Below are 20065 nucleotides of genomic sequence, written 5' to 3'. Positions count from 1 at the left end.
GGGCCGCTGAACTGCCCGCAATAAGGACTTCCCATGCGTATTCTTGTGGTCAACGTCAACACAACCGAATCCATCACCCAGGCCATCGCCCGCTCCGCGCAAGCGGTCGCTGCCCCGGGTACGGAAATCGTCGGCCTGACGCCGTTCTTCGGCGCTGACTCGGTGGAAGGCAATTTCGAAAGTTATCTGGCGGCGATCGCCGTGATGGATCGGGTGATGTCCTACGATCAGCCGTTCGACGCGGTGATTCAGGCCGGCTATGGCGAGCACGGCCGCGAAGGTTTGCAGGAGCTGCTCAACGTGCCAGTGGTGGACATCACCGACGCCGCCGCCAGCACCGCGATGTTTCTCGGCCACGCCTATTCGGTGGTGACCACGCTGGATCGCACCGTGCCGCTGATCGAGGATCGGCTGAAGTTGTCGGGCCTGTGGGATCGCTGCGCGTCGGTGCGAGCCAGTGGCCTGGCGGTGCTGGAGCTGGAACATGAACCGCAGCGCGCACTGGAAGCCATCGTGCAGCAGGCGGAACTGGCGGTGACCCAGGACAAGGCCGAAGTGATTTGTCTGGGCTGCGGCGGCATGGCCGGGCTGGATGAACAGATTCGTCGCCGCACCGGGGTGCCGGTGGTGGATGGGGTGACGGCAGCGGTGACCATTGCTGAATCGCTGGTGCGGCTGGGGTTGTCGACGTCCAAAGTGCGGACTTACGCGACACCACGGCCGAAGCAGATTATTGGCTGGGCGGAGCGGTTTGCTCGCTGAGTTCACAGACGAATACCGAGTCGTATCCTTCGCGAGCAAGCCCGCTCCCACATTGGATCTGTGGCGTTCACAAATCCAATGTGGGAGCGGGCTTGCTCGCGAATGGGTCAACTCGGTGCCACGTCTTGCTCAGAAAGCACTGAACCGCCGCGCCAACCCCTGCTGCGCAAACTGCTCAATCACAAAATCGACAAACGCCCGAGTCTTGCCCGGCAACAATTTATGCTCGGCGTAATAGATCGAAATGTTGCCGTCATCGATGTACCAGTCCGGCAGCACGCGCTGCAAGGTGCCCGCCTCGAGATAACCCACAGCAAACGGCATGCTCACCAGTGCGATCCCCAACCCCTGCGCTGCCGTGGCGCAGGCGGCTTCGGAGTCACTCATGGTCATGCGCGTCTTGAGGGTCAAGGGCTGACAGAGCTGACTGCCGCCACTGATCAACTGCCAGGAGCGCACCCGACCGGTTTGCGGCGAACGAATCAGGATGCCATCGTGATGTTGCAGGTCATCCGGCTCAGCGATCGCCTCGTGCTGTTGCAGATAGTCCGCGGACGCCACCAACACGCGATGCGCGGGTGTCAATTTGCGTGCGACGACGCCTTGAGGCAATTCAAATCCCCCGCCAATCGCCGCATCGAAACCCTGCCCTATCAAATCGACCTGACGGTTATCAAAATGCCAGTCCGGGTTGATCGCCGGAAACCGACGAAGAAACTCTTGCAGCAGCGGCACAACATACAAACGCCCGAATACCGTGCCCATGCTGACTTTCAAAGTGCCTGCCGGCAGTCCTTCGACACTGGCCAGATTGGCCACCGCATTCTGGATCGTCGTCAGGCTGCCACTGACCTGATTCAAAAACAGCTGACCGGCCTCAGTCAGCGTAAGGCTGCGTGTACTACGCTGGAACAGCCGTACACCGAGCCGTCCCTCGAGCTTCGCCACACTCTTGCCGACGGCGGCCGGGGTCAGGCTCAAACGCCGGGCGGCTTCGGCAAAGCTGCCGACTTCGGCGCTGCGCACGAAGCATTCGATACTGCTGAAAGTTTCCATGATCGCCACTATAAACTTCTGGTTTACACAGACTATAGCAATCATGGTCTACACGGTTGTCGATGCGAGGCCGATACTCGGCTCCAACAACAAGGCACCCTGCCTTGAATTCTCTGGAGATCGAACATGACCACTCAACACCTCAGCGGCAAAGTCGCTCTGATTCAAGGCGGTTCCCGCGGTATCGGCGCCGCCATCGTCAAACGCCTGGCCGCTGAAGGCGCCGCCGTCGCTTTCACCTACGTCAGCTCCACCGCCAAGGCCGAAGAGTTGCAGAACAGCATCACCGCCACCGGCGGCAAAGCTTTGGCAATCAAGGCCGACAGCGCCGATGAAGCCGCTATCCGCAACGCCGTCAGCGCCACCGTCGAAGCCTTTGGCCGCCTGGATATTCTGGTGAACAACGCTGGGGTCCTGGCCATCGCACCGCTGGAAGATTTCAAACTGGAAGACTTCGACCAGACCTTGGCGATTAACGTGCGCAGCGTGTTCATCGCGTCTCAGGAAGCCGCCAAACACATGGGCGAAGGCTCGCGCATCGTCAACATCGGCAGCACCAACGCCGACCGCATGCCCTTCGGCGGTGGCGGTGTGTATGCGATGAGCAAATCGGCCCTGGTCGGTCTGACCAAAGGCCTGGCCCGCGACCTCGGCCCGCGCGGCATCACCATCAACAACGTGCAACCCGGCCCGGTCGACACTGACATGAACCCGGCCCATGGCGAATTCGCCGAGAGCCTGATCCCGCTGATGGCGGTGGGCCGTTACGGCACCGCCGATGAAATCGCCGGTTTCGTCGCTTATCTGGTAGGCCCGGAGGCCGGTTACATCACCGGTGCCAGCCTGACCATCGACGGTGGTTTTGGCGCCTGATTGCGCTGAATCCCGGGTACAAAAAACGCCGCGCCTCTTTGCAGAGGGCGGCGTTTTTCATGCGTGCTTATCGGCTGATCAAGCCCAATCCAGCGCCGGCAAACCGCAGGCACTCGGGGTGAACGCCTTGAGCGTGCGCAGAATCCCGTCGGCATGCGCGTATTTTTCATCGGCCATGGCTGCATCCGGAATCGCAATGGCGGTCATCCCCGCCGCTTTGGCTGCTGTGACGCCAAACGGCGAATCCTCGAACACCAGACAATCTTCAGGTGCGACACCCAGACGCCGGGCAGCGGTGAGGAAAATATCCGGCGCCGGTTTCGCCGCGCCGACTTCCGGGTCGTCCGCCGTGACGATGAAATCGAACAGCGCAAACCAGTCGCGGTGCAAGGTGGTTTTCTGGCCGAACGACTGCCGCGACGAACTGGTGCCCACGGCAATTGGAATGTTGTGCGCCTTGAGGTGGCGAATCAGCTCCTCCGCGCCCGGCATCGCCTGGGCCTTGGGGAAGCGCTCACGCATCAGTGGCTCGCGGATTACCAGAAACTCTTCGGCGCTGATCGGCAGATCCAGCGCCTGCACCACGTAGTTCGCCAGATCATTGGCCCCGCGACCGATGATGTTCTGTTTGATGCTCCAGTCGAAGGTCCGCCCGTAACGCTCGGCGATGAGGGACGTAACCTCGGTGTAGATGCCTTCGGTGTCCAGCAGCAGACCGTCCATGTCGAAAATCACGGCCTTGATCGGGCCAAACGCCTTCATCGGTGCATTCATCATCGGATCCGTTATCAAAAACATCCCGGGCGGCGCAGTCGGCGCCGCTGCGCGGATCTGATTAATGGGTTCAGCAGCATAGCGAGGCCAGTGGACATTGAGCAACGGGCAATGTTTAGCCCATGGAATGACTCGCTGATATTTGGCGAAACGCCCTACAGCTAACGCCTGCTTTCCCGACTTCTTTTTTGACCCCCCGAAAAGTCCGCGAACCTCTTTCACGCGGAATTTTAAGACTTTGGCGGAGCAAGCAAATCGAACGCTGCGGTGAAATAACGGATGAAATTCAATATGAACTGCACGGCGTAGGGTGCGCCACTCACTTCCCATCAGAATCAGTGAGCCTGTTTTGTCGACCTTGACCTCGCGAGCAAACCGATCCGAATCAAAGGGCCTGAAGTACAGGCCCCGGATATTGAAATTCAGTGCGCTACCGCGCTCGACTATCAAGACAACTTATTGCTCATCCTCATCCTCTTCATACTCCATATCCGCCTCATCCGCATCATTCAACGGCACCGTCGCATCATCCATCAACGACCCCGGATCCTCGTTCCCAGGATCATTGATAAACGGCAGACCGCTCGGACCTTTTTCTTCCTTGCCTTCTGTTTCGGGAGTCATGGCAAACCTCTGCAGCTTGTGGGTTGTATAACGTTCGAAAAGTCCTACAGCCAATCGTTCCAGAGTCCGGCCGCCAGACACGAAAAACCCGGCGCGAGGCCGGGTTTGTTTTCGGTATTCAATCAATGGTGGCGGTTTTTATGTTTGTACTTGTTGTGCTTGTGACCACCGCCGGAATGCCCCTTCCCGCCGTCGCTCCCCAGATTGTTACCCACCGCTCCACCGGCCGCGCCGCCCAATCCGGCACCAATGGCGGAACCGGTGGAGCCGCCCAAGCTGTTGCCGACCACTGAGCCGCCGGCTGCGCCGAGGCCACCGCCGATGGCGGCTTCAGTGCGATTGTGTTTATTCGCTCCGACCGCGCCACCCGCGGCGCCGCCTACACCTGCGCCGACCGCCGCACCGGTGCTGCCGCCGAGCTGGCCACCGACCACATTCCCGAGCACACCGCCCAGTCCGCCACCGACGGCGGCGCTGCCATCGCCAGCGGCCATCGCGCCTTGAGCAACCAGTAATCCGAAAAACAGTGCAGACAATGACAAACGCATTTGAACCTCACAGTTCCCGAATCGGGACGGTATGCCCACAGGGGCTCGTGTCAAATTTGAGAGGTTTTCCGGGAAAACGTTCAGCCATGAAAAAGCCCGGCATCGAGCCGGGCTTTTTCTGACAAGCGCTCGATATCAGTGGCGCTTGTGACCTTTGGACAGGTTGGTGCCCACCGCACCACCTGCAGCGCCACCAAGGCCTGCGCCAATAGTCGCGCCATTTCTGCCGCCCAGGCTGTTGCCGATCACCGAACCACCGGCCGCGCCAACACCACCGCCGATAGCTGCTTTGGTCCGACTGCCCTTGCCGGCGGCCATGGCACTGCCGGCCGCGCCTGCAACACCGGCACCAATCGCTGCGCCCGTGCTGCCGCCCATTTTCTGGCCGACCACATTACCCAGCGCGCCACCCAGTCCGCCGCCGAGTGCAGCAGTGCCTTCACCGGCGACCGCACCTTGAGCAACCAGAAGCCCCAGAACCAGAGCAGGCAATGTTAGACGCATGAAAAAACCTCAAAAATAGGGAGATCAAAAGGGGCCGAGATTGAATGCTGCCGACGCGCTGAAGTCCAGAGAATTCAGCTGCCGCCGCGCACTTGGCGCCGATTGGACAGCGATTTTGCAAAAGGTTTTATCGCAGGCAAAAAAAAGCCCGCTGGGGAGACGGGCTGGAGACTTGCTTTCTAACGGATGGCTTCACCCTACGTCTGTGGACGTGAAAAGTTTGTGAAAAATTCAGAATTTGCCCCATCGCTTGTAGGAGATTTCCCTACATAAACCTCGGGCATAAAAAACCCCGTTCATAGACGGGGTCGTTCTGTCATCTATCACTTTCTCGATCGTGCCGAGACCTTCGGAAGAAACTTGGCCTTCGGCCCCTTGGGCGCGGTGGACTTGATCTTGCCGGTCTGAACCGGATCCTCGCCAAAGCCCGCCTGATACTCCGTCTGGCCGCAGCGGACGCAGTTGTTGAATGAAAATTCGGCACCATCGTCTTCGATATACGGATCAGTCATAGCCTCTCCCCTTCGTAATAGATCGATACCGGCAAAGCCTTTTGCCTGAAAAAATATCGACCTCCAAGACTTTTGAGACTAGCCGGTCATTACTGGACTTGTGATTCAGATCGACTGATGCCCGACGAATGGCCTACATCGATTAAACGCGCCAGCGACCTCAGACACTCGTGGCTTACATCAACAAACCACGTGGCTGATCGACAGAAAAAAACCCATTCATCAACTGAATGGGTTCGCGGGCTACGGCAACTGCATCAACGCAACTTGACCGCGGTGCCCGTCGCGAACACGACAACCATACCGCCCTTGCCCGCTGGCATGCTGATCTCGAAATCCAGCCCGACCACCGCATCCGCCTGCAACGCCCGCGCCCGCTCCTTGATCTCGTCAGTCGCCTGAACCCGCGCCTCTTTCAATGCACGCTCGAGCGTCTGAGAGCGCCCGCCAAAAAAGTCGCGCATGCCGGCAAACATGTCACGGATCACATTGACACCCTGCACCGACTCCGCGCTGACAATGTCGAGGTACGCGGTGATCTGTCGGCCTTCGATGGCGTGAGTGGTGGAAATAATCATGGAAGCCGTCCTTTTAACTCGCAGAAAATCTGGCGATTGTAACTACCACCATTCAAAAATGGTTCCGCTACGGGGCAGTTTCCAGGTCTGCAGCAACACTCGCCTTTTTGCAAAGCTCGCCAAGGTCTGCACGAAATCTCGCCGAGCAGCGATCAGGCAGCTTTCTACACAGCTTATGGCGAGTGGAAGGACCTGTCCGACGAGGGTAACGCGCCTTTGATGGCAACGATCGGGAGACGTAGTTCGAGTTGTGTAATGTCGTAGATCTGCAGTTCACATCCTTCCCCACGATCCACGAAGACAAACTCCGCCAGATAAACTTTCTGCTTCTCGGGAATAAAGGTACTGGTGACGGGCCCGCAGGTGTAATACGACGAGACCGTCGGATTGGCGGTCAGCTTTTTCTCATACTTGTTCTTCGACTGGTTGAATACATAGTCTTCGTTGTAAAGCGTCAGATAACCTGGCGCCGGAGTTTGACTTTTGACCGTCGATGAACCGCTCACGAGTAGCGTCTGACCGGGATCGGCCTGCATTTCAAGTTGGGGGAACTGCTTGGAGACTGCGCTGCCGAGCCGACTGAACCATGCGCCGACTTTATTGCGAAACGGTTTGACTACTGTCCCCAGATGATCGGGACGTTGATCCGGATCATTACCTCTGACCACTTCAAAATCCACCGGATTGACCGTATCACCCGCTGCCTGCATGACAACTTTGGCATGCTGATCATCGACGGTGACCTTCTTCTGCTCCAGCATGATGCCATCTGTCCAGAGTGTCGGCGCAGAGCTGCGAGAGTCAGAACCGCAGCCGCACAACATCAAAAATAGAACTATCGTGACAACTGTCTTCACTGCACTTCCCTGCGTTGGACTGCCAATAAGCGTTCAGGCAAGCAGTTCATCCTGAAGGCGATAACAAAAAGCCACTATCGCGCAGATTCACAAACAAAGGAAACCGGTGAAGCGCGAATATTTCTCGCTTTATTGGAAACGCCAGAACCTTCTTGGCGGAGACTGCTTTTTACACAGAAATGAAGCGCCCGCCCCCTATTGTTCCCATAGGGCTGATTTACAGACGCCAGAAACCACAAAACCCCCGACTTTCTCTAGGAAAATCAGGGGTTTGTGTTTACTGAATGTGGCGGTGAAGGAGAGATTCGAAACTACTCGTTTTCGGCTTTTGAAACCTGCCCCCCGGTTTATAAGGGCCGCAGCCTTGTCGTCCGTTCACGATCTGTCCCATCTTAGTCCCATGGTGGTCCCACAGAAAAAGCGAGTCAGGACGCAGAGACGGGTCCTCAGCTGCTTTTTTCGCGTTTTATGTTGACCTCTGGGAAAAAGGTACATTGGTAACGTCGAGAGCGAATACCGCTGGAAGACTTTAAGTCCGGGGCTTTGCAGGGTTTCCATAAAGTTAATAAATAGGTAAGGAGAAGGTTAGAGCGTTACCTTTTAGACTTGTAATCCTCCACGACCCTCAAACCCTGTAAAACCGGGCACTTCAGAAAATATTACCTCTGGCATTACCCCAAATTACCCTCTTAGGTAATGAAGAAAAGCCAAGGCCAGCAAGGGCTGCAGCCCACTTATATTTCTACGTTACCAAAATTACTCGTTTCCCAGCCTTCAACCGAAATCGGATATGTGATGAATTGAACGCAGTTCCTCTAAATCCGACCTCGAAACATATGTATAACTTTTTTACCATCACTTCCTGCTTCACTCGTTATTCACCACAAGCGCACGTTGGTAAGCAGGTATACCAATCCGACACGGTTCCTCCCGTTGGAGAAAAGCGCTTCAAGCGATCGATGAAAACGCAGGATTTATGAATCAGGAGGATAGCTCGCGTGGGGGGCCAAATCCCACGTGACGAACGACAATCGGCTAGCTGCAGCCTTGTGATTGAGAGACGGCTTCCCTAGCAAGTGATCGTTACCGCAAAAAAACTGTGTTGTCTCAGGATTTTCGGCTCTATCAGTGCCGCGATGGTGCTCTGGAGCTAGGAATTTAGGAGTAGGTAGTCTACAGTTTGAAAGCTTTGCCCGGCTGACTGAAAGGCTATGGAGCTCCAAGCTTCGACCTTTGAATGGAGTCAAATCAGCTGAGGAAGAATTTAATATGGGGTTAGTGCTTGAACAAAATCAAAAGTTTGAAATTTTACAACTCGCCGCGCAAAGGCGTCGACTCGGCAATATCCATCGACAGTTCAAAAAACATTTTGGTACTTACCGGATATAATGGATCTGGCAAAACTAGAATTTTGAACATGATCCATGAGTCGATCTCATTAGTACGCGACTACGACTACCATACACCTTATTACCAATGGCTTGTGGACATTAGATTTGCCGGAACCACTGAAGACATTCGCCTACGCTCTATAAAGCTAGAAAGAAACACTTCACCTAAAGAAGGAGATGATGAAAAGCTTAACAAGATACTAAGTTCCGAAAAAAGCTTAAAAGAGATATTTAACAAAGCAAACCAAATCACCTCACCTGTAAAAAAGTCTGACGTAATGCGCAAGGCTACGGATAACGAGGTGGATGTTATATGCATAGCAGGCTTAAAGGGCCTGACTAGCGACGTTGACTCGTTCAAAAACACCGTTGAAAGTGTTCTTTTCATCGATGATAGATTGTTCTTTAGCTATAAAAGAGAGCTTGACGAGTTAGTTTTTGATTCAGCCCCAAATATCGATAAAACACTTTACATTCTTATAAATGAATTTATATCAAGTGTCGCGAAATCCGCAATCCCCAAATTAACAAAAGAGCTGGTTGAAACTTCTATCAAAGAGCTATTTGACAAGCACCTGAAGGAACTTGGAAAAAAGAAGCTAGAAAGCTTCGACAAAGTAAAAGACACGCTAAAATTAGAGTTTGCGCAAAAACTTGCGCATGAGGGCATGAGTTTCGTTGGAAAGAGTGATTTTTTTGAAAAAATTAACAAATTCTTCCTTCAAACAAATAGGACCCTTATCTGGAGCGACAGGAAATACTTCCAATTAAAACTCGAAGATGGTTCGGAAGTGAGCTGGGCCGATTTTTCAAAGGGTGAAAAAACACTACTCGCGATCATGTTAATTACTTTCCTATACAATGATCGAGCAATTTTCATATTCGATGAGCCCGACCTTTCTTTGCATATTGAATGGCAGGAAATGCTATTTCCAGTACTCAGAGAAATCGCCCCTAACGCGCAATTCATCATTGCCACACACTCACCAGCGTTAATTCTCAATACAAGCTCTGAGCAAGTTATTAATTTGGCAAGACTCGGTAAGGAAGCCGCCATATAATGGAATCGGAAAATCAAGCCTTTGGATTTAAGTACAAATCTTCTTGGGTAGAAAAAAAGAAAAACTTTAACAGTGATGGTTCCCAGAAAAATACCGTTCTCGTCTGGGTTGAAGCGGACGATGATAAAAAATTCTGGATGAATTATCTTAAGGATAACTCACGCTATCTTTTCACCTATAAGCAATCGAATGAGGCAGAGACTACTGATGACAGAGCTGCCAATGGCTGCAATAGGATTATAAGCCTTGTTAAAAGCGGCGTTATAACGCCTTCAAAACTGCAGATCATATGTATAGATAGCGATGATTGCTTCATCAAAGGCTTCGTCGATGGATATGTTTCCACCAAGCCTTCAAACGACTTCTTTTACTATACAAATATTTACTCCATCGAAAATGCCATGCTCGACAGTGAGCACATCGATCGAACATTTGAAATAGTAACTTCCGAGCCAAGAAGAAATTTATTTATCTCTCCATCGTCTTTTCTTGAACAAATTTCAGCTTATCTATTTGACTGTTATCACAAACTCAATTTCGCTGACGTTATATCTCAAGACAGAGCAAAAATAGAAAATATTCGCGCAAACTTCTATACTGCATTATGTAGCTTAAGTGCATTAGATCTGACTAGCGAATATATTGAAACAAAATGCTATTCTGACTTTTGCACCGAGTTAACATCCTTAACAGGAATAATTGACGAAGAAATAGCCAACCTTAACAAGCACGCCGAGTACACTCGCTACAAAAACAAACTAACAAGTGAAAAAATCGGACCTCACAACATCCACTTGTTCGTCAAAGGTCATAAAATATTCAACCTTATCGTCGCGGTTTTTGAAAAAATATCCAAAAAATACAAGACTGCAGCTATCGCAAAAGCCAGAGAAACTTATAAGAACCCCAAATCAGAAGTCAATCGTATAAACAATAGCTGGCACGATTACAAATCATTGATATTTGGCGCGTTCTGCACCTCGGATATTCATATTGAATTTTTCTCGAACACACGCTCTAAATTGGCCGAGGTATACGCTTAAAAGATCCACACCAAATCTCGATTCCAAATGTTCAAGCCTGGGTTGCCGCTTGAACATTTAGGGCCGCAATTTAGTCATTAGTGACAACCTGTGCAATCGGATGTTTTACCTCATAGCCAGATAGGCAGCGCCTTTCAGACAGATCAGTATCGTTTTAGAGACATTGCGACAATCCAAATAGTGCTAGCCATCCCAAAATCAAATCCCACCGAAACGTCTGTTTTCAAGCGACATTCGCATGTATGGCGGAGCATCCAGCAACCCACCCTCCATTCAGTTCACGCTACGGCTACTCACAACGACAGCACTTCTTTTCCAAATCTTGCACATAATGCAATAACCAAATCTGGCGCACACTCCACAACTGGCATGTGTTGGACAACGTTTGCATGATCATCGGTTTTGCACAAAAAAGGGACATAGAGTCTGTCGGCGGGAGGGGGATAAATGCTTTTTTACCAGTTTTTTTTGAGCGGCGGGATTTTCCAAGGCAACCGAGCGAGCTGCGCGCTGGTGGCAATACCGTTAATCGCCCGGTCGATGTGGCGGCATACACCTGCCGATATGCTGGCTGCATATACAGCACTCTGACGGGGTAAGCGTACTTGATGAATAGAGAGTCTGTCGGAGCCGTAACGCTGGCGGTGGCCGAGATCGTACAGTGGCGGGGCATGCTGCGGGATGAGGTTGCGTTGCTCGCAATGCCTGGCGCGCATCACAAAGCATTGCTCAGGCAAGCCCATGCACTTCACAGAGATCATATGATCGATGCTGACGAACTCAGCGACTTGCTGGAGTTAGCGGACGCCGCACTGGCCTATGCTGTCGAATCGCTACTTAATCTCGACACTGACGAGTAGGACGCACCATGCACGTACTGGTCACCCCTATGCGCTTACGTGGTGTCGCGCTAGAACCGAAGGAGCGGCGCCGCTATCCGGCGATCCGGGGCAATGTAATGGTCAACTCTATTGACTGCCATGAATTGGGCCGTGCAGCCAACGTTGCCCGTGTTGAGGTCGGAATGCCACTCGATCCAGATCTGCCGCCCTTACTCGATGCCACGCTGGCGGGAATGGCCGTAACGGGATTCGTATTGAGCGGCATTGAATACATCGACGGCTGCGCTTTCGCGCAGTCTTGGTGGTGTCGACTTGAGTAGTAGGTTTCTCCCTCTCGTTTTGTGATATAGAGCAGAAAGGAAATATACGAAGAAGCCAACACTGGATGCAGATGATGGATCAAAACGACAAAAAATGTATTTACTGCGCTCGCAGTGGCCCTTTTTCAGACGAGCATGTATTTCCCGCTGGAATGGGCGGAGATGACAATGATTTTTTGTTAGTAGATTTAGTTTGCGCAGAGTGCAATACGAAGGTTTTCTCTCCTTTGGAGCTATCTCTGATGAGGCGTTCGCCGACAGGACTAGGGCGGAAGTTTCTTCAAAGCAAGACTAGGGAGAAGGGAAAAAGGGCTACCAAGCCTACAATCGAAACAAAAAGTCACTTTATCATTGACGAGTCCGGCGAGTTTTTAGAAGCGGAATATGACAAAGATGGCAATGACATCGTGCTTGCACAATGCATATTCAAAGGTGACTCGATCAACTATATAGCGCATGATCGCGATAACCTAAAAAAGATGTATGCAGAACTTTCCAAAAACTTAAGCACTGAAACGGTCGAGCTTATTATTAAAAAAAGAGAACTATCGGCAAGTTACGAAGTAAGTACTTATGAGTGGAGAGAGGATGAATATGTACTTTCATCGACCAAGAACCTACCAAAAGCTCCAAAATTAGGGATTTGGCTGGAGGCAATGAGCGGTTCCCAGGCAACCGTGTCGCCCCGATTTTACCAACGATCTAAAGGGCAGTTGATTATTAAAGTCGGTCCTCAATCGAAGCCGACAGAGCTGTTAAGAAGCATGCGCAGGACACTACCTTCGATGCAAGCTAAGCAAGAGGACGCGGCTGAGAACTCGATAAATCAGCCGGTCATCCATATTGAAATGCCCATAGATATGCATAGCACTGAAAGGGCAATTGCTAAAATAGGCGTGAATTTTCTAACGCATAATTTGGGGGATGATTTTGTTCGACGTTCAGAGTTCGATAGCGTCAAACAGTCTATAATGACGGGTAGCCCTGAGTTGTTTTTTTCTGCTTTCGGCCCAGAGGATGAAGAAACTATAGTGGAGTTATTCGGTTCGCCACCTGCACAGTGTCATTGTTTAATGCTAATCGGCGTACCGTCGGATAGTGGCTTATGTGAAATTTATTTCAATGCGAAACTGTATGGATCTGGAGCGTACAAAGTAACCCTGGCACGGAATCTTCCGCTAAGTGATTTGTTTTTCCCTGTTTATTTTTTAGTTCACTATGAGGAAAATCGAATTGAAAAATTAACTATGCTTGAATATCAAGCAAGATATGGCGTATTGATCCAGCGCTTTCTCGAGAGTGAGGGTCAGCGGTAACGATCGAGTAAATTGAAGTCGACTACTTTTCAAAGCGTAATCGACTTCAACTTCTTGCCCATACTGGTCGCCTGTGCAGACTTGTCGGTAAATGCCTGTGAGTCAACAGGGCTGGGTAACGGCCCCGGTAAGTGAGTATGCACAGCCAATTGCGTGTTCATCTGCTCCAGAAGCTCCAGCACTTCGCATACCACCTGAAAAAGATTCACACTCTCAGAGCCGATCCAGTTTTTCGGCGTTTCCAAGCGCTGCCCAAGTCCAGCCACGCTTCGACGCAGCCCCTCAATTCTTTCCTGCATATCCCCGCCAACCGTAGCGTTGTGCTTCTGACCCACAACCACGTTCAGATCCCGACCTGTCGCCTGGTGCAAATCATCCATTGCCGCCAGGCTGACAGATCCACCAGACAGCAATTTGACCGCGCCCAGCGCCTCAATCTTTTTCACACCACCCACGGTCTCGGTCGAATGGTCATCCACCGCCCGTGTGTGGCTCTGGAACTGTTCGCGGTTGTCCAAGGCTTCAACTTCCCGCTCGATCGCATGATCTCGGATCTTTCCGTCGGTCTGGCGTAGCCAATTGCCGTCGGCATCAACGCGCTGCTGGGTGGCGCCGCTGTGCTGCCATACCTGGTCGCCTTTCGGCACCTTCGGCATGGTCAGGCCGTGGGGCAGGATCGATTGAATGTAGGGATTGTTCGGCAGGCCGTAGGCGAAGCACACCACCACCCGCGTGCCTTCCTCGGGAAAAAGCATAGATGCCCATTTCCCCGCCACCGGTGGGCAGCGGCAACGGAACGCCGGTCAGCGGTGGCATGGCCGGATCTGGCTCGTCGTCGGCGCCGAGTACAACAATGTCCACGGCGTAGCGCGGGCGGAAGTCGTCGCAGATCCCGGCGTCCGCCGGCGCATCGGCTACGGCGGTAACCAGGGCGAAGCGCGGCAAGTGGTAACCGCCAGTGAGTTCAGGGAATTGGCGCTCTACAGCGCGGCGGATTGCGTCCTCCATCGGATGGCCATCTGGTCACTGGTGAGCGTCACACTTGTGATGCGCTCGCCGTTGTTGATCGTCGCACCTGGTCGTAACCCGGGAAGGGCCGCGAACATTGCACTTTGGTTGCCCTGGTAGCAGTCGAACAGCTCCGTGGGGATTTGCAGCGGCGCTCTGGCACCAAAAAAACTGTCGGCCCAACTGCCGGCGAACACTTCACCGTTGCCCAGTTGGTACCAGGTAAAGTCGGGGATGCTGAATACCCGGGCGAGGCTGTCCATCGCTTGGTAACCGGCGGCGAGGCTGTAGAAGTACGGCGCCTTCACGCTGGCGTAAGGCTGATCGGGAACACGAAAGCGCAAACCGGTTTGCTCGCTGACCTGGGCCAGCACGGCGCGCAGATCAACATGACGCAGGTTCAACGGCAGCGGGTTGGCAAGCACAGCGGCCAGCTCCCGACAGAGAGACGGGCCGGATGTGATCGGCATGCTGCAACTAGCGTTGAAGCTTTCACCGATTACAGCTCTACACTCAATCCGTCAATGCCAAGACCTTCTGCAAAACGACTAACTGTTGTTAGGCTAGCCTAGGTGCGCTGCGATTTCGTCTAGACCGCAACGACAGCCCCGCTCTCGGACGCCGACACCAGTTATACTCCCACCTTCGAAGAGACCATTAACGCCTCGGTTCTAAAATCTAACGACAAAATTATAACTTTACACCCTAGCGCTGCAACGACCGCATAAACTCCAAAACTTTTGCCCGACTTTTATAATTTTGGATATCAAAATTATAATAATCCCGAAAAGTCGAATCCTCGTAATCGCCCTTCTCGATATTCACAGAGAAGTTGAAATTCTCGAGCGTCGTAGATGCCAGTACTGTTCGAACCAATAACACCTCCTTCTCTTCTCGCGGCTCCAACACCAACCCTGAAATATACAAATCATCCTTCTTAGAGTAACCGTATTTCTCATCTATTAAACCCCAAGCTTCCACACGCTTGCTTATATCCGAGTTTTCCGTATCAGCCTTCTCCTTCTCCATTTTGTAGCTTTCATTAGCCAAACTATGAGATACAGTCACCTTTATCTTTGCATCAGTAATATTCTTTATCTTTAATGGCAGTATGATTTTGGAGCCTTCAACATAAGGCTCCATGACTTTTATAGGTGCTGCAGAAAAAACACCTCCTTTTGACGCAAGAAAATTGTCTGAGAACCCCGAAGGGGTTATGCCTTGCGCCATGAGAGAGTTGTATCTGAGCACATAATATGGATATAGAACATTAGAACCAGAAAAGATTATATAGAAAAACGTTATACATAGAGCAGTAGCTATCGACACTCCCATTACCGCTGGTCCCATACTTGGGGGAACATTGCTACGAGCATCATACGCTTTACCATTCGCTTCTTCCGACTTGATAAATGGCTTAAACACCGAAGACATAGGCATTATAGAGTTTATATATACACTCAAAATCACGACTTGCTTCGGAAGAATACGATCCACGACAATCTTATCACCCTCAACCGACGCACCGACATAATTTCCTGCCAATATCTGACATTGTGATGCATGAGGAAAACTAATTTCGACTTTAGATTCTTTATCTTTGCCTTTGTTATATATCTGAATATTAGCCACAAATCCTGAAGTATCCGGCAGGACACAAGGCAGCACTTCATCAAAACTCAAATACAACTGCCTAATACGAAAAGTTGAAATAAACCTGTTAATTATAGGAGTTAACAACATAGGGCCGAGCAATTTAAAAGCTGTAAATATACTTTCCATAAACCCCACCTAGATATTCCATGTATTGGCTACTTCAATAATGAGTTTTTCAGCGAGCTATGTTGACTGCGTCCTTGCCCGACCATTAGCCTCCCCCGAATGCTCCTCTGGCCGAGTTGTCGCGGATCGATGAGCTTACCGCAAGGAAGGAGTGCGAGGCCTCCTACTTGAATCCATCGCCAGTCCCATATCAGCCCCAGATAGTCATTTTTTGAACGCCAAAAACCACAAACCCCCGACTTTCTCTAGGAAAATCAGGGGTTTGTGTTTACTGAATGTGGCGGTGAAGGAGAGATTCGAACTCTCGATACAGTTTCCTGTATACACACTTTCCAGGCGTGCTCCTTAAGCCACTCGGACACTTCACCGTATCTCTTCAAACATGTTCTGTCTGTCGAGGCGCGCTAATGTAGTCGAAAGCTTTTCTGATGGCAAACTTTTTTTCAGAATTTTCATGCGGTTAAGACAAAAAGGCGTTTCGCCCCACCTTGGGCGATGGCAAACCGGCCAATCTCTGGTGACGGCCGCCCTTCTATATAGAAGCAGAACGGTGTGCTACGCCGGGCGCGGCCGGAAACGGTGACCGGCGAGTCAGTCACAGCGCTTTACCTGGCCTACGGCGGTGGGTAACGTCTGCCCATCTTTCTTACAAGGAATAGCGTCATGAGTGAGTTGATTGCCTACCACCTCGAAGACGGTATCGCGACCCTGACCTTGAACAACGGCAAGGTCAATGCCATTTCCCCGGACGTGATTGCGGCGTTCAACGCGGCGCTGGATCAGGCGGTGACTGATCGTGCCATTGTGATCATTACCGGTCAGCCGGGGATTCTGTCTGGCGGCTATGACCTGAAGGTGATGACCGCCGGCCCTAAAGAAGCCGTGGCACTGGTAACTGCTGGTTCGACCCTCGCCCGTCGCCTGCTCTCCCACCCGTTCCCGGTGATCGTGGCCTGCCCGGGCCATGCCGTTGCCAAGGGCGCATTCATTCTGTTGTCCGCCGACTACCGCATTGGTGTCGATGGCCCGTTCAGCATCGGTCTGAACGAAGTGCAGATCGGTATGACCATGCACCACGCCGGCATCGAACTGGCGCGTGATCGCCTGCGTCGTTCGGCGTTCCACCGTTCGGTGATCAACGGCGAGATGTTTGATCCCAAGAGCGCAGTGGATGCCGGCTTCCTCGACAAAGTGGTGTCTGCCGAAGAGCTGCAAGGCGCTGCGCTGGCGGCGGCGCGTCAGTTGAAGAAAATCAACATGAACGCGCACAAGAACACCAAGCTCAAAGTGCGCAAGGCGCTGCTTGAAGCCCTCGACAACGCGATCATCCAGGATCAGGAGCACCTGGGCTGAGCCCACGCTTCCCGAGCCGAAGAAAAGCCCGACCGTCGTGTCGGGCTTTTTCTTGCGTGTTCGGTTGATCATCCGCCGACAGCTCTAGGACGCGTCTGACGATCAACTCGGAAACATGCGCTTAAACATCGCCTATCTCCGGACTCTATAGCAGCAATTGCCGAAAACAGTGCACATCCGTACACTGCGCCACCTTTTGTCCAGGCAGGCCCTGAAAATGCTGTTTTTGTTGCGTATGTTGTTGATGGGCTTGCACTTTGTCCTGGCCGGTGTGCTGGGAGTGATCCTTGGTCTGTGCCGTCCCTTCAACCCGGACAACAGCCGACTGTGCGCCCGCCTCTACGCGCTTCCAGCCATGTGCATTCTACGCTTGCGGGTAAAAGCCGACGTCGGCCCGTTGATGAACAAGCCCGACAGCTGCGTGATCGTCGCCAACCATCAGTCCAACTACGACCTGTTCGTGTTCGGCAACGTGGTACCGCGCCGGACCGTGTGCATCGGCAAGAAAAGCCTGAAATGGGTGCCGCTGTTCGGGCAACTGTTCTGGCTCGCGGGCAACGTGTTGATCGATCGTGGCAACGCGCACAAGGCGCGCAAGTCGATGCTTACCACGACCCACACCCTGCAACACGAGGACACCTCGATCTGGGTATTCCCGGAAGGCACGCGCAACCTTGGTGAAGAACTGCTGCCGTTTAAAAAAGGCGCGTTCCAGATGGCAATCGCCGCCGGAGTGCCGATCGTGCCGGTGTGCGTCAGCAGCTACATCAAGCACATGCGCCTGAACAGCTGGCGCAGCGGGAAAATCCTCATACGCTCGCTGCCGGCGATTCCTACAGCAGGACTGACCATGGATGACATGCCCATGCTTATGAGCCAGTGCCGCGAACAGATGCGTGAATGCATCGCCGCAATGGATCAGCAACTGCAAGCTGCATGAAAAACAAACCCGCCTCGTGCGGGTTTTCTTTTGCCGGGTGAACTGTACAGATTTCGCTGACTCTCAAGCAGCACACGGCTAAGCTGACGCCGTTGAATTCCCCGCCATCTGCCAAGAAGAAGTGAATCACTACCATGGGTCGAGTTGTTGCTGCTGCGGTATACAGCGAGGGTAAGAAAGTCTCCAATATCGCTCTCGATGAAGGCGCCGCGTGGGCCGCCAAGCCCGGCCATTTCGTCTGGATTGGCCTTGAGGAGCCGGACGCTCAGGAGTTGGCCAACCTGCAACGCCAGTTCAACCTGCACGAACTGGCCATCGAAGATGCGTTGGAAAAACACAGCCGGCCGAAACTGGAAACCTTTGGCGATGCGCTGTTCATCGTCACCTATTCGCCGATCCGTGAGAACGGCGTGCTGCAGTTCATCGAGACCCACATCTTCGCCGGCAAGGGTTACATCATCACCGCCCGCAACGGTCACTCGGCGTCCTACGCCCATGTCCGCCAACGCTGTGAGGCGCGTCCGTTGCTGCTGGAGCATGGGGAAGATTTCGTACTGTATGCGCTGCTTGATTTCGTGATCGAGAACTACCAGCCGGTGGGCGAAGCGATCCACGCCGAGATCGATGAACTCGAGCGCAACGTGCTCTGTAGCGCGTTGAATGAGCGTGACATTCAGAAACTCCATGGCTTGCGCCGCGATGTCGTGCGTCTGCGCCGGTATGCGGCACCAATGGTCGAAATCGGTGAAGAACTGCAGAAGCTGAGCTTCCCGTTCATCGACAAGAACATGCGCCCGTACTTCCGCGATGTGCAGATTCACGTCACCCGGCAGATGGAAGACTTGACCACGCTGGCGGACATTGCCAGCCAGACCATCGAGATCGGCGTGCTGCTTGAGGCCTCGCGGCAGAGCGTGGTGCAGCGCAAGTTTGCCGCGTGGGCGGCGATTCTGGCGTTCCCGACGGCGGTGGCGGGGATTTACGGGATGAACTTCCAGAACATGCCGGAGCTGAGCTGGCACTACGGCTATTTCGCCGTGCTGGGGTTTATCACGGTGGGGTGTGTGAGTTTGTGGGCGAGTTTCAAGAAGTCGGGATGGTTGTAGTCCTGTGGCGAGGGGAGCTTGCTCCCTCGCCACATAGGTAAATGTCAGGTCTTAAAGCGCTTCGGCCTCTGGCTTGTGCGCCACAAACCGCATCATCCACTCCGCTACCGTCGTGCCATGGTGCTCCTGCTCCAGGCTGGCCACACCTTTCGAGTAGATCTGCGAACCCAGCGCGTCCTGACGCAGGTCCAGCAGCGCCCGCGAATAGTCGTGAATGAATTCCGGGTGGCCCTGGAAGCACAGCACCTGATCGTTGATGTGGTACGCAGCAAACGGACAGAAATCGCTGGAGGCGATCACCGTGGCGTTTTCCGGCAGCGCCGTCACTTGATCCTGGTGACTGATCAGCAGCGTCAGCTCTTCACGCACCGGGCTCATCCACGGCGCCTTCGCCGCCAGTTTGTAGTTGTGGGTGCCGACGCCCCAGCCCTGAGTGGCACGCTCGCTCTTGCCACCCAGCAGCAGCGCCAGTAATTGATGGCCGAAGCACACGCCGAGCAGTTTGTCGCCACGCTCGTAGCGGGTCAGCAGGTATTGCTTGAGGGTCTGGATCCACGGGTCGGTGCCGAACGAATCGGCCTTGCTGCCGGTAACCAGGTACGCATCGAAGGTCTGATCGTCGCTGGGGTATTCGCCCTGCATCACGTTGTACACGGTGAACTCGGCGGCAATCGGTTGCTGCGAGAACAGGCGCTGAAACATCTGCCCGTAACCCTGATATTGATCGACCAGTTCCGGACGCAGGATGTCGGTTTCGAGAATGCAGATGCGTAGCGACATAAAAAATACCTGACACGTGATGGGAATAATGAACA

20 protein-coding genes, 1 tRNA gene and 2 pseudogenes are annotated in these 20065 nt (G+C 53.0%); 10 read left to right on the top strand and 13 right to left on the bottom strand.

The features are described 5' to 3' along the window. The first annotated feature begins 33 nt into the window (after positions 1 to 33). Complete coding sequence (locus ACVHNU_RS05655; RefSeq protein WP_047292982.1) at positions 34 to 762, top strand: aspartate/glutamate racemase family protein; 729 nt, start codon at positions 34 to 36, stop codon at positions 760 to 762. A 129-nt stretch (positions 763 to 891) separates the two neighbouring features. Here ACVHNU_RS05655 and ACVHNU_RS05650 read toward each other — a convergent pair whose 3' ends face one another. Further along, complete coding sequence (locus ACVHNU_RS05650; RefSeq protein ID WP_262143127.1) at positions 892 to 1818, bottom strand: LysR family transcriptional regulator; 927 nt, start codon at positions 1816 to 1818, stop codon at positions 892 to 894. A 126-nt stretch (positions 1819 to 1944) separates the two neighbouring features. Here ACVHNU_RS05650 and ACVHNU_RS05645 point away from each other — a divergent pair, with 126 nt between their 5' ends. Continuing rightward, entirely contained in the window at positions 1945 to 2691 is a 747-nt protein-coding gene (locus tag ACVHNU_RS05645; RefSeq protein WP_003223256.1) for a 3-oxoacyl-ACP reductase family protein, read from the top strand. A gap of 78 nt (positions 2692 to 2769) precedes the next feature. Here the strand turns inward: ACVHNU_RS05645 and ACVHNU_RS05640 are convergent, their stop codons facing one another. The 7 genes from ACVHNU_RS05640 to ACVHNU_RS05610 all read right to left on the bottom strand — a co-directional run bounded on the left by ACVHNU_RS05640 (position 2770) and on the right by ACVHNU_RS05610 (position 6992). Beyond that, on the bottom strand, positions 2770 to 3465 hold the full coding sequence (locus ACVHNU_RS05640) for an HAD-IA family hydrolase (RefSeq protein ID WP_003223254.1): 696 nt from the start codon (positions 3463 to 3465) through the stop codon (positions 2770 to 2772). A gap of 456 nt (positions 3466 to 3921) precedes the next feature. After that, a complete protein-coding gene (locus tag ACVHNU_RS05635) occupies positions 3922 to 4089 on the bottom strand; it encodes a hypothetical protein (protein ID WP_003223252.1) in 168 nt (55 codons plus the stop codon). 122 nt (positions 4090 to 4211) lie between these two features. Further along, the gene (locus ACVHNU_RS05630; RefSeq protein WP_473019179.1) at positions 4212 to 4637 is read right to left on the bottom strand and encodes a YMGG-like glycine zipper-containing protein; all 426 of its coding nucleotides are present in this window, start codon (positions 4635 to 4637) and stop codon (positions 4212 to 4214) included. Positions 4638 to 4772: 135 nt separating this feature from the next. Next, the gene (locus tag ACVHNU_RS05625) at positions 4773 to 5141 is read right to left on the bottom strand and encodes a hypothetical protein (RefSeq protein ID WP_045122356.1); all 369 of its coding nucleotides are present in this window, start codon (positions 5139 to 5141) and stop codon (positions 4773 to 4775) included. 323 nt (positions 5142 to 5464) lie between these two features. After that, positions 5465 to 5653, bottom strand: a complete 189-nt coding sequence (locus ACVHNU_RS05620; protein ID WP_103521257.1) for a hypothetical protein — start codon at positions 5651 to 5653, stop codon at positions 5465 to 5467. Positions 5654 to 5910: 257 nt separating this feature from the next. Further along, positions 5911 to 6231 (bottom strand): YbjQ family protein, encoded by a 321-nt coding sequence (locus tag ACVHNU_RS05615; protein ID WP_027613311.1) that lies wholly within the window; start codon positions 6229 to 6231, stop codon positions 5911 to 5913. Between the two features lie 173 nt (positions 6232 to 6404). After that, positions 6405 to 6992: a hypothetical protein gene (locus ACVHNU_RS05610; RefSeq protein WP_473019178.1), complete on the bottom strand. Its 588-nt coding sequence runs from the start codon at positions 6990 to 6992 to the stop codon at positions 6405 to 6407. A 1378-nt stretch (positions 6993 to 8370) separates the two neighbouring features. On the opposite strand from ACVHNU_RS05610, the gene ACVHNU_RS05605 reads away from it, so the two are divergent. The 5 genes from ACVHNU_RS05605 (at position 8371) to ACVHNU_RS05585 (ending at position 13061) form a co-directional block, all read left to right on the top strand. Then, positions 8371 to 9540, top strand: a complete 1170-nt coding sequence (locus ACVHNU_RS05605; protein ID WP_473019177.1) for an AAA family ATPase — start codon at positions 8371 to 8373, stop codon at positions 9538 to 9540. After that, positions 9540 to 10583, top strand: a complete 1044-nt coding sequence (locus ACVHNU_RS05600; protein ID WP_473019176.1) for a DUF4435 domain-containing protein — start codon at positions 9540 to 9542, stop codon at positions 10581 to 10583. Before ACVHNU_RS05605 ends, ACVHNU_RS05600 begins: the two co-directional genes overlap by 1 nt. A gap of 608 nt (positions 10584 to 11191) precedes the next feature. Further along, on the top strand, positions 11192 to 11443 hold the full coding sequence (locus ACVHNU_RS05595) for a hypothetical protein (RefSeq protein WP_473019175.1): 252 nt from the start codon (positions 11192 to 11194) through the stop codon (positions 11441 to 11443). A gap of 8 nt (positions 11444 to 11451) precedes the next feature. Beyond that, a complete protein-coding gene (locus tag ACVHNU_RS05590) occupies positions 11452 to 11745 on the top strand; it encodes a hypothetical protein (RefSeq protein WP_473019174.1) in 294 nt (97 codons plus the stop codon). A gap of 74 nt (positions 11746 to 11819) precedes the next feature. Then, complete coding sequence (locus tag ACVHNU_RS05585) at positions 11820 to 13061, top strand: hypothetical protein (protein WP_473019173.1); 1242 nt, start codon at positions 11820 to 11822, stop codon at positions 13059 to 13061. A 29-nt stretch (positions 13062 to 13090) separates the two neighbouring features. Here ACVHNU_RS05585 and ACVHNU_RS05580 read toward each other — a convergent pair. From ACVHNU_RS05580 to ACVHNU_RS05565, 4 genes and pseudogenes are all read right to left on the bottom strand, one after another. Next, a pseudogene (locus ACVHNU_RS05580) lies at positions 13091 to 14069 on the bottom strand (hypothetical protein). Beyond that, positions 14042 to 14515: pseudogene (locus tag ACVHNU_RS05575) on the bottom strand (hypothetical protein); the annotation flags it as partial. The pseudogenes ACVHNU_RS05575 and ACVHNU_RS05580, both read right to left, overlap by 28 nt. A 259-nt stretch (positions 14516 to 14774) precedes the next feature. Next, positions 14775 to 15851, bottom strand: a complete 1077-nt coding sequence (locus ACVHNU_RS05570) for a hypothetical protein (protein WP_473019172.1) — start codon at positions 15849 to 15851, stop codon at positions 14775 to 14777. A 278-nt stretch (positions 15852 to 16129) separates the two neighbouring features. Further along, positions 16130 to 16219: transfer RNA gene (locus tag ACVHNU_RS05565), tRNA-Ser, on the bottom strand. A 295-nt stretch (positions 16220 to 16514) separates the two neighbouring features. Between ACVHNU_RS05565 and ACVHNU_RS05560 the strand changes: the two genes are divergently transcribed. The 3 genes from ACVHNU_RS05560 to ACVHNU_RS05550 all read left to right on the top strand — a co-directional run bounded on the left by ACVHNU_RS05560 (position 16515) and on the right by ACVHNU_RS05550 (position 19250). Next, complete coding sequence (locus tag ACVHNU_RS05560; protein WP_103521258.1) at positions 16515 to 17204, top strand: crotonase/enoyl-CoA hydratase family protein; 690 nt, start codon at positions 16515 to 16517, stop codon at positions 17202 to 17204. 217 nt (positions 17205 to 17421) lie between these two features. After that, a complete protein-coding gene (locus tag ACVHNU_RS05555) occupies positions 17422 to 18144 on the top strand; it encodes a lysophospholipid acyltransferase family protein (RefSeq protein WP_003223239.1) in 723 nt (240 codons plus the stop codon). Between the two features lie 134 nt (positions 18145 to 18278). Beyond that, positions 18279 to 19250 carry a magnesium and cobalt transport protein CorA gene (locus ACVHNU_RS05550; RefSeq protein ID WP_003223238.1) on the top strand — a complete coding sequence of 324 codons (972 nt, stop codon included), beginning with the start codon at positions 18279 to 18281 and terminating at the stop codon, positions 19248 to 19250. Between the two features lie 51 nt (positions 19251 to 19301). Here ACVHNU_RS05550 and ACVHNU_RS05545 read toward each other — a convergent pair whose 3' ends face one another. After that, the gene (locus ACVHNU_RS05545) at positions 19302 to 20030 is read right to left on the bottom strand and encodes an amidotransferase (protein WP_003223236.1); all 729 of its coding nucleotides are present in this window, start codon (positions 20028 to 20030) and stop codon (positions 19302 to 19304) included. Positions 20031 to 20065: the final 35 nt, after the last annotated feature.

This window comes from Pseudomonas sp. Ors-4-3C (assembly GCF_055755035.1).
This window is presented reverse-complemented; position numbering and strand designations above follow the sequence as displayed.

What these genes read in the sequence shown, in the direction of transcription:
- ACVHNU_RS05630 (WP_473019179.1), bottom strand. Translation starts at nt 4,637, where the DNA reads ATGCGTTTGTCATTGTCTGCACTGTTTTTCGGATTACTGGTTGCTCAA.
- ACVHNU_RS05640 (WP_003223254.1), bottom strand. Translation starts at nt 3,465, where the DNA reads ATGAATGCACCGATGAAGGCGTTTGGCCCGATCAAGGCCGTGATTTTC.
- ACVHNU_RS05555 (WP_003223239.1), top strand. Translation starts at nt 17,422, where the DNA reads ATGCTGTTTTTGTTGCGTATGTTGTTGATGGGCTTGCACTTTGTCCTG.
- ACVHNU_RS05610 (WP_473019178.1), bottom strand. Translation starts at nt 6,992, where the DNA reads ATGCTGGAGCAGAAGAAGGTCACCGTCGATGATCAGCATGCCAAAGTT.
- ACVHNU_RS05545 (WP_003223236.1), bottom strand. Translation starts at nt 20,030, where the DNA reads ATGTCGCTACGCATCTGCATTCTCGAAACCGACATCCTGCGTCCGGAA.
- ACVHNU_RS05650 (WP_262143127.1), bottom strand. Translation starts at nt 1,818, where the DNA reads ATGGAAACTTTCAGCAGTATCGAATGCTTCGTGCGCAGCGCCGAAGTC.
- ACVHNU_RS05600 (WP_473019176.1), top strand. Translation starts at nt 9,540, where the DNA reads ATGGAATCGGAAAATCAAGCCTTTGGATTTAAGTACAAATCTTCTTGG.
- ACVHNU_RS05560 (WP_103521258.1), top strand. Translation starts at nt 16,515, where the DNA reads ATGAGTGAGTTGATTGCCTACCACCTCGAAGACGGTATCGCGACCCTG.
- ACVHNU_RS05590 (WP_473019174.1), top strand. Translation starts at nt 11,452, where the DNA reads ATGCACGTACTGGTCACCCCTATGCGCTTACGTGGTGTCGCGCTAGAA.
- ACVHNU_RS05620 (WP_103521257.1), bottom strand. Translation starts at nt 5,653, where the DNA reads ATGACTGATCCGTATATCGAAGACGATGGTGCCGAATTTTCATTCAAC.
- ACVHNU_RS05635 (WP_003223252.1), bottom strand. Translation starts at nt 4,089, where the DNA reads ATGACTCCCGAAACAGAAGGCAAGGAAGAAAAAGGTCCGAGCGGTCTG.
- ACVHNU_RS05585 (WP_473019173.1), top strand. Translation starts at nt 11,820, where the DNA reads ATGGATCAAAACGACAAAAAATGTATTTACTGCGCTCGCAGTGGCCCT.
- ACVHNU_RS05655 (WP_047292982.1), top strand. Translation starts at nt 34, where the DNA reads ATGCGTATTCTTGTGGTCAACGTCAACACAACCGAATCCATCACCCAG.
- ACVHNU_RS05570 (WP_473019172.1), bottom strand. Translation starts at nt 15,851, where the DNA reads ATGGAAAGTATATTTACAGCTTTTAAATTGCTCGGCCCTATGTTGTTA.
- ACVHNU_RS05550 (WP_003223238.1), top strand. Translation starts at nt 18,279, where the DNA reads ATGGGTCGAGTTGTTGCTGCTGCGGTATACAGCGAGGGTAAGAAAGTC.
- ACVHNU_RS05625 (WP_045122356.1), bottom strand. Translation starts at nt 5,141, where the DNA reads ATGCGTCTAACATTGCCTGCTCTGGTTCTGGGGCTTCTGGTTGCTCAA.
- ACVHNU_RS05615 (WP_027613311.1), bottom strand. Translation starts at nt 6,231, where the DNA reads ATGATTATTTCCACCACTCACGCCATCGAAGGCCGACAGATCACCGCG.
- ACVHNU_RS05645 (WP_003223256.1), top strand. Translation starts at nt 1,945, where the DNA reads ATGACCACTCAACACCTCAGCGGCAAAGTCGCTCTGATTCAAGGCGGT.
- ACVHNU_RS05595 (WP_473019175.1), top strand. Translation starts at nt 11,192, where the DNA reads ATGAATAGAGAGTCTGTCGGAGCCGTAACGCTGGCGGTGGCCGAGATC.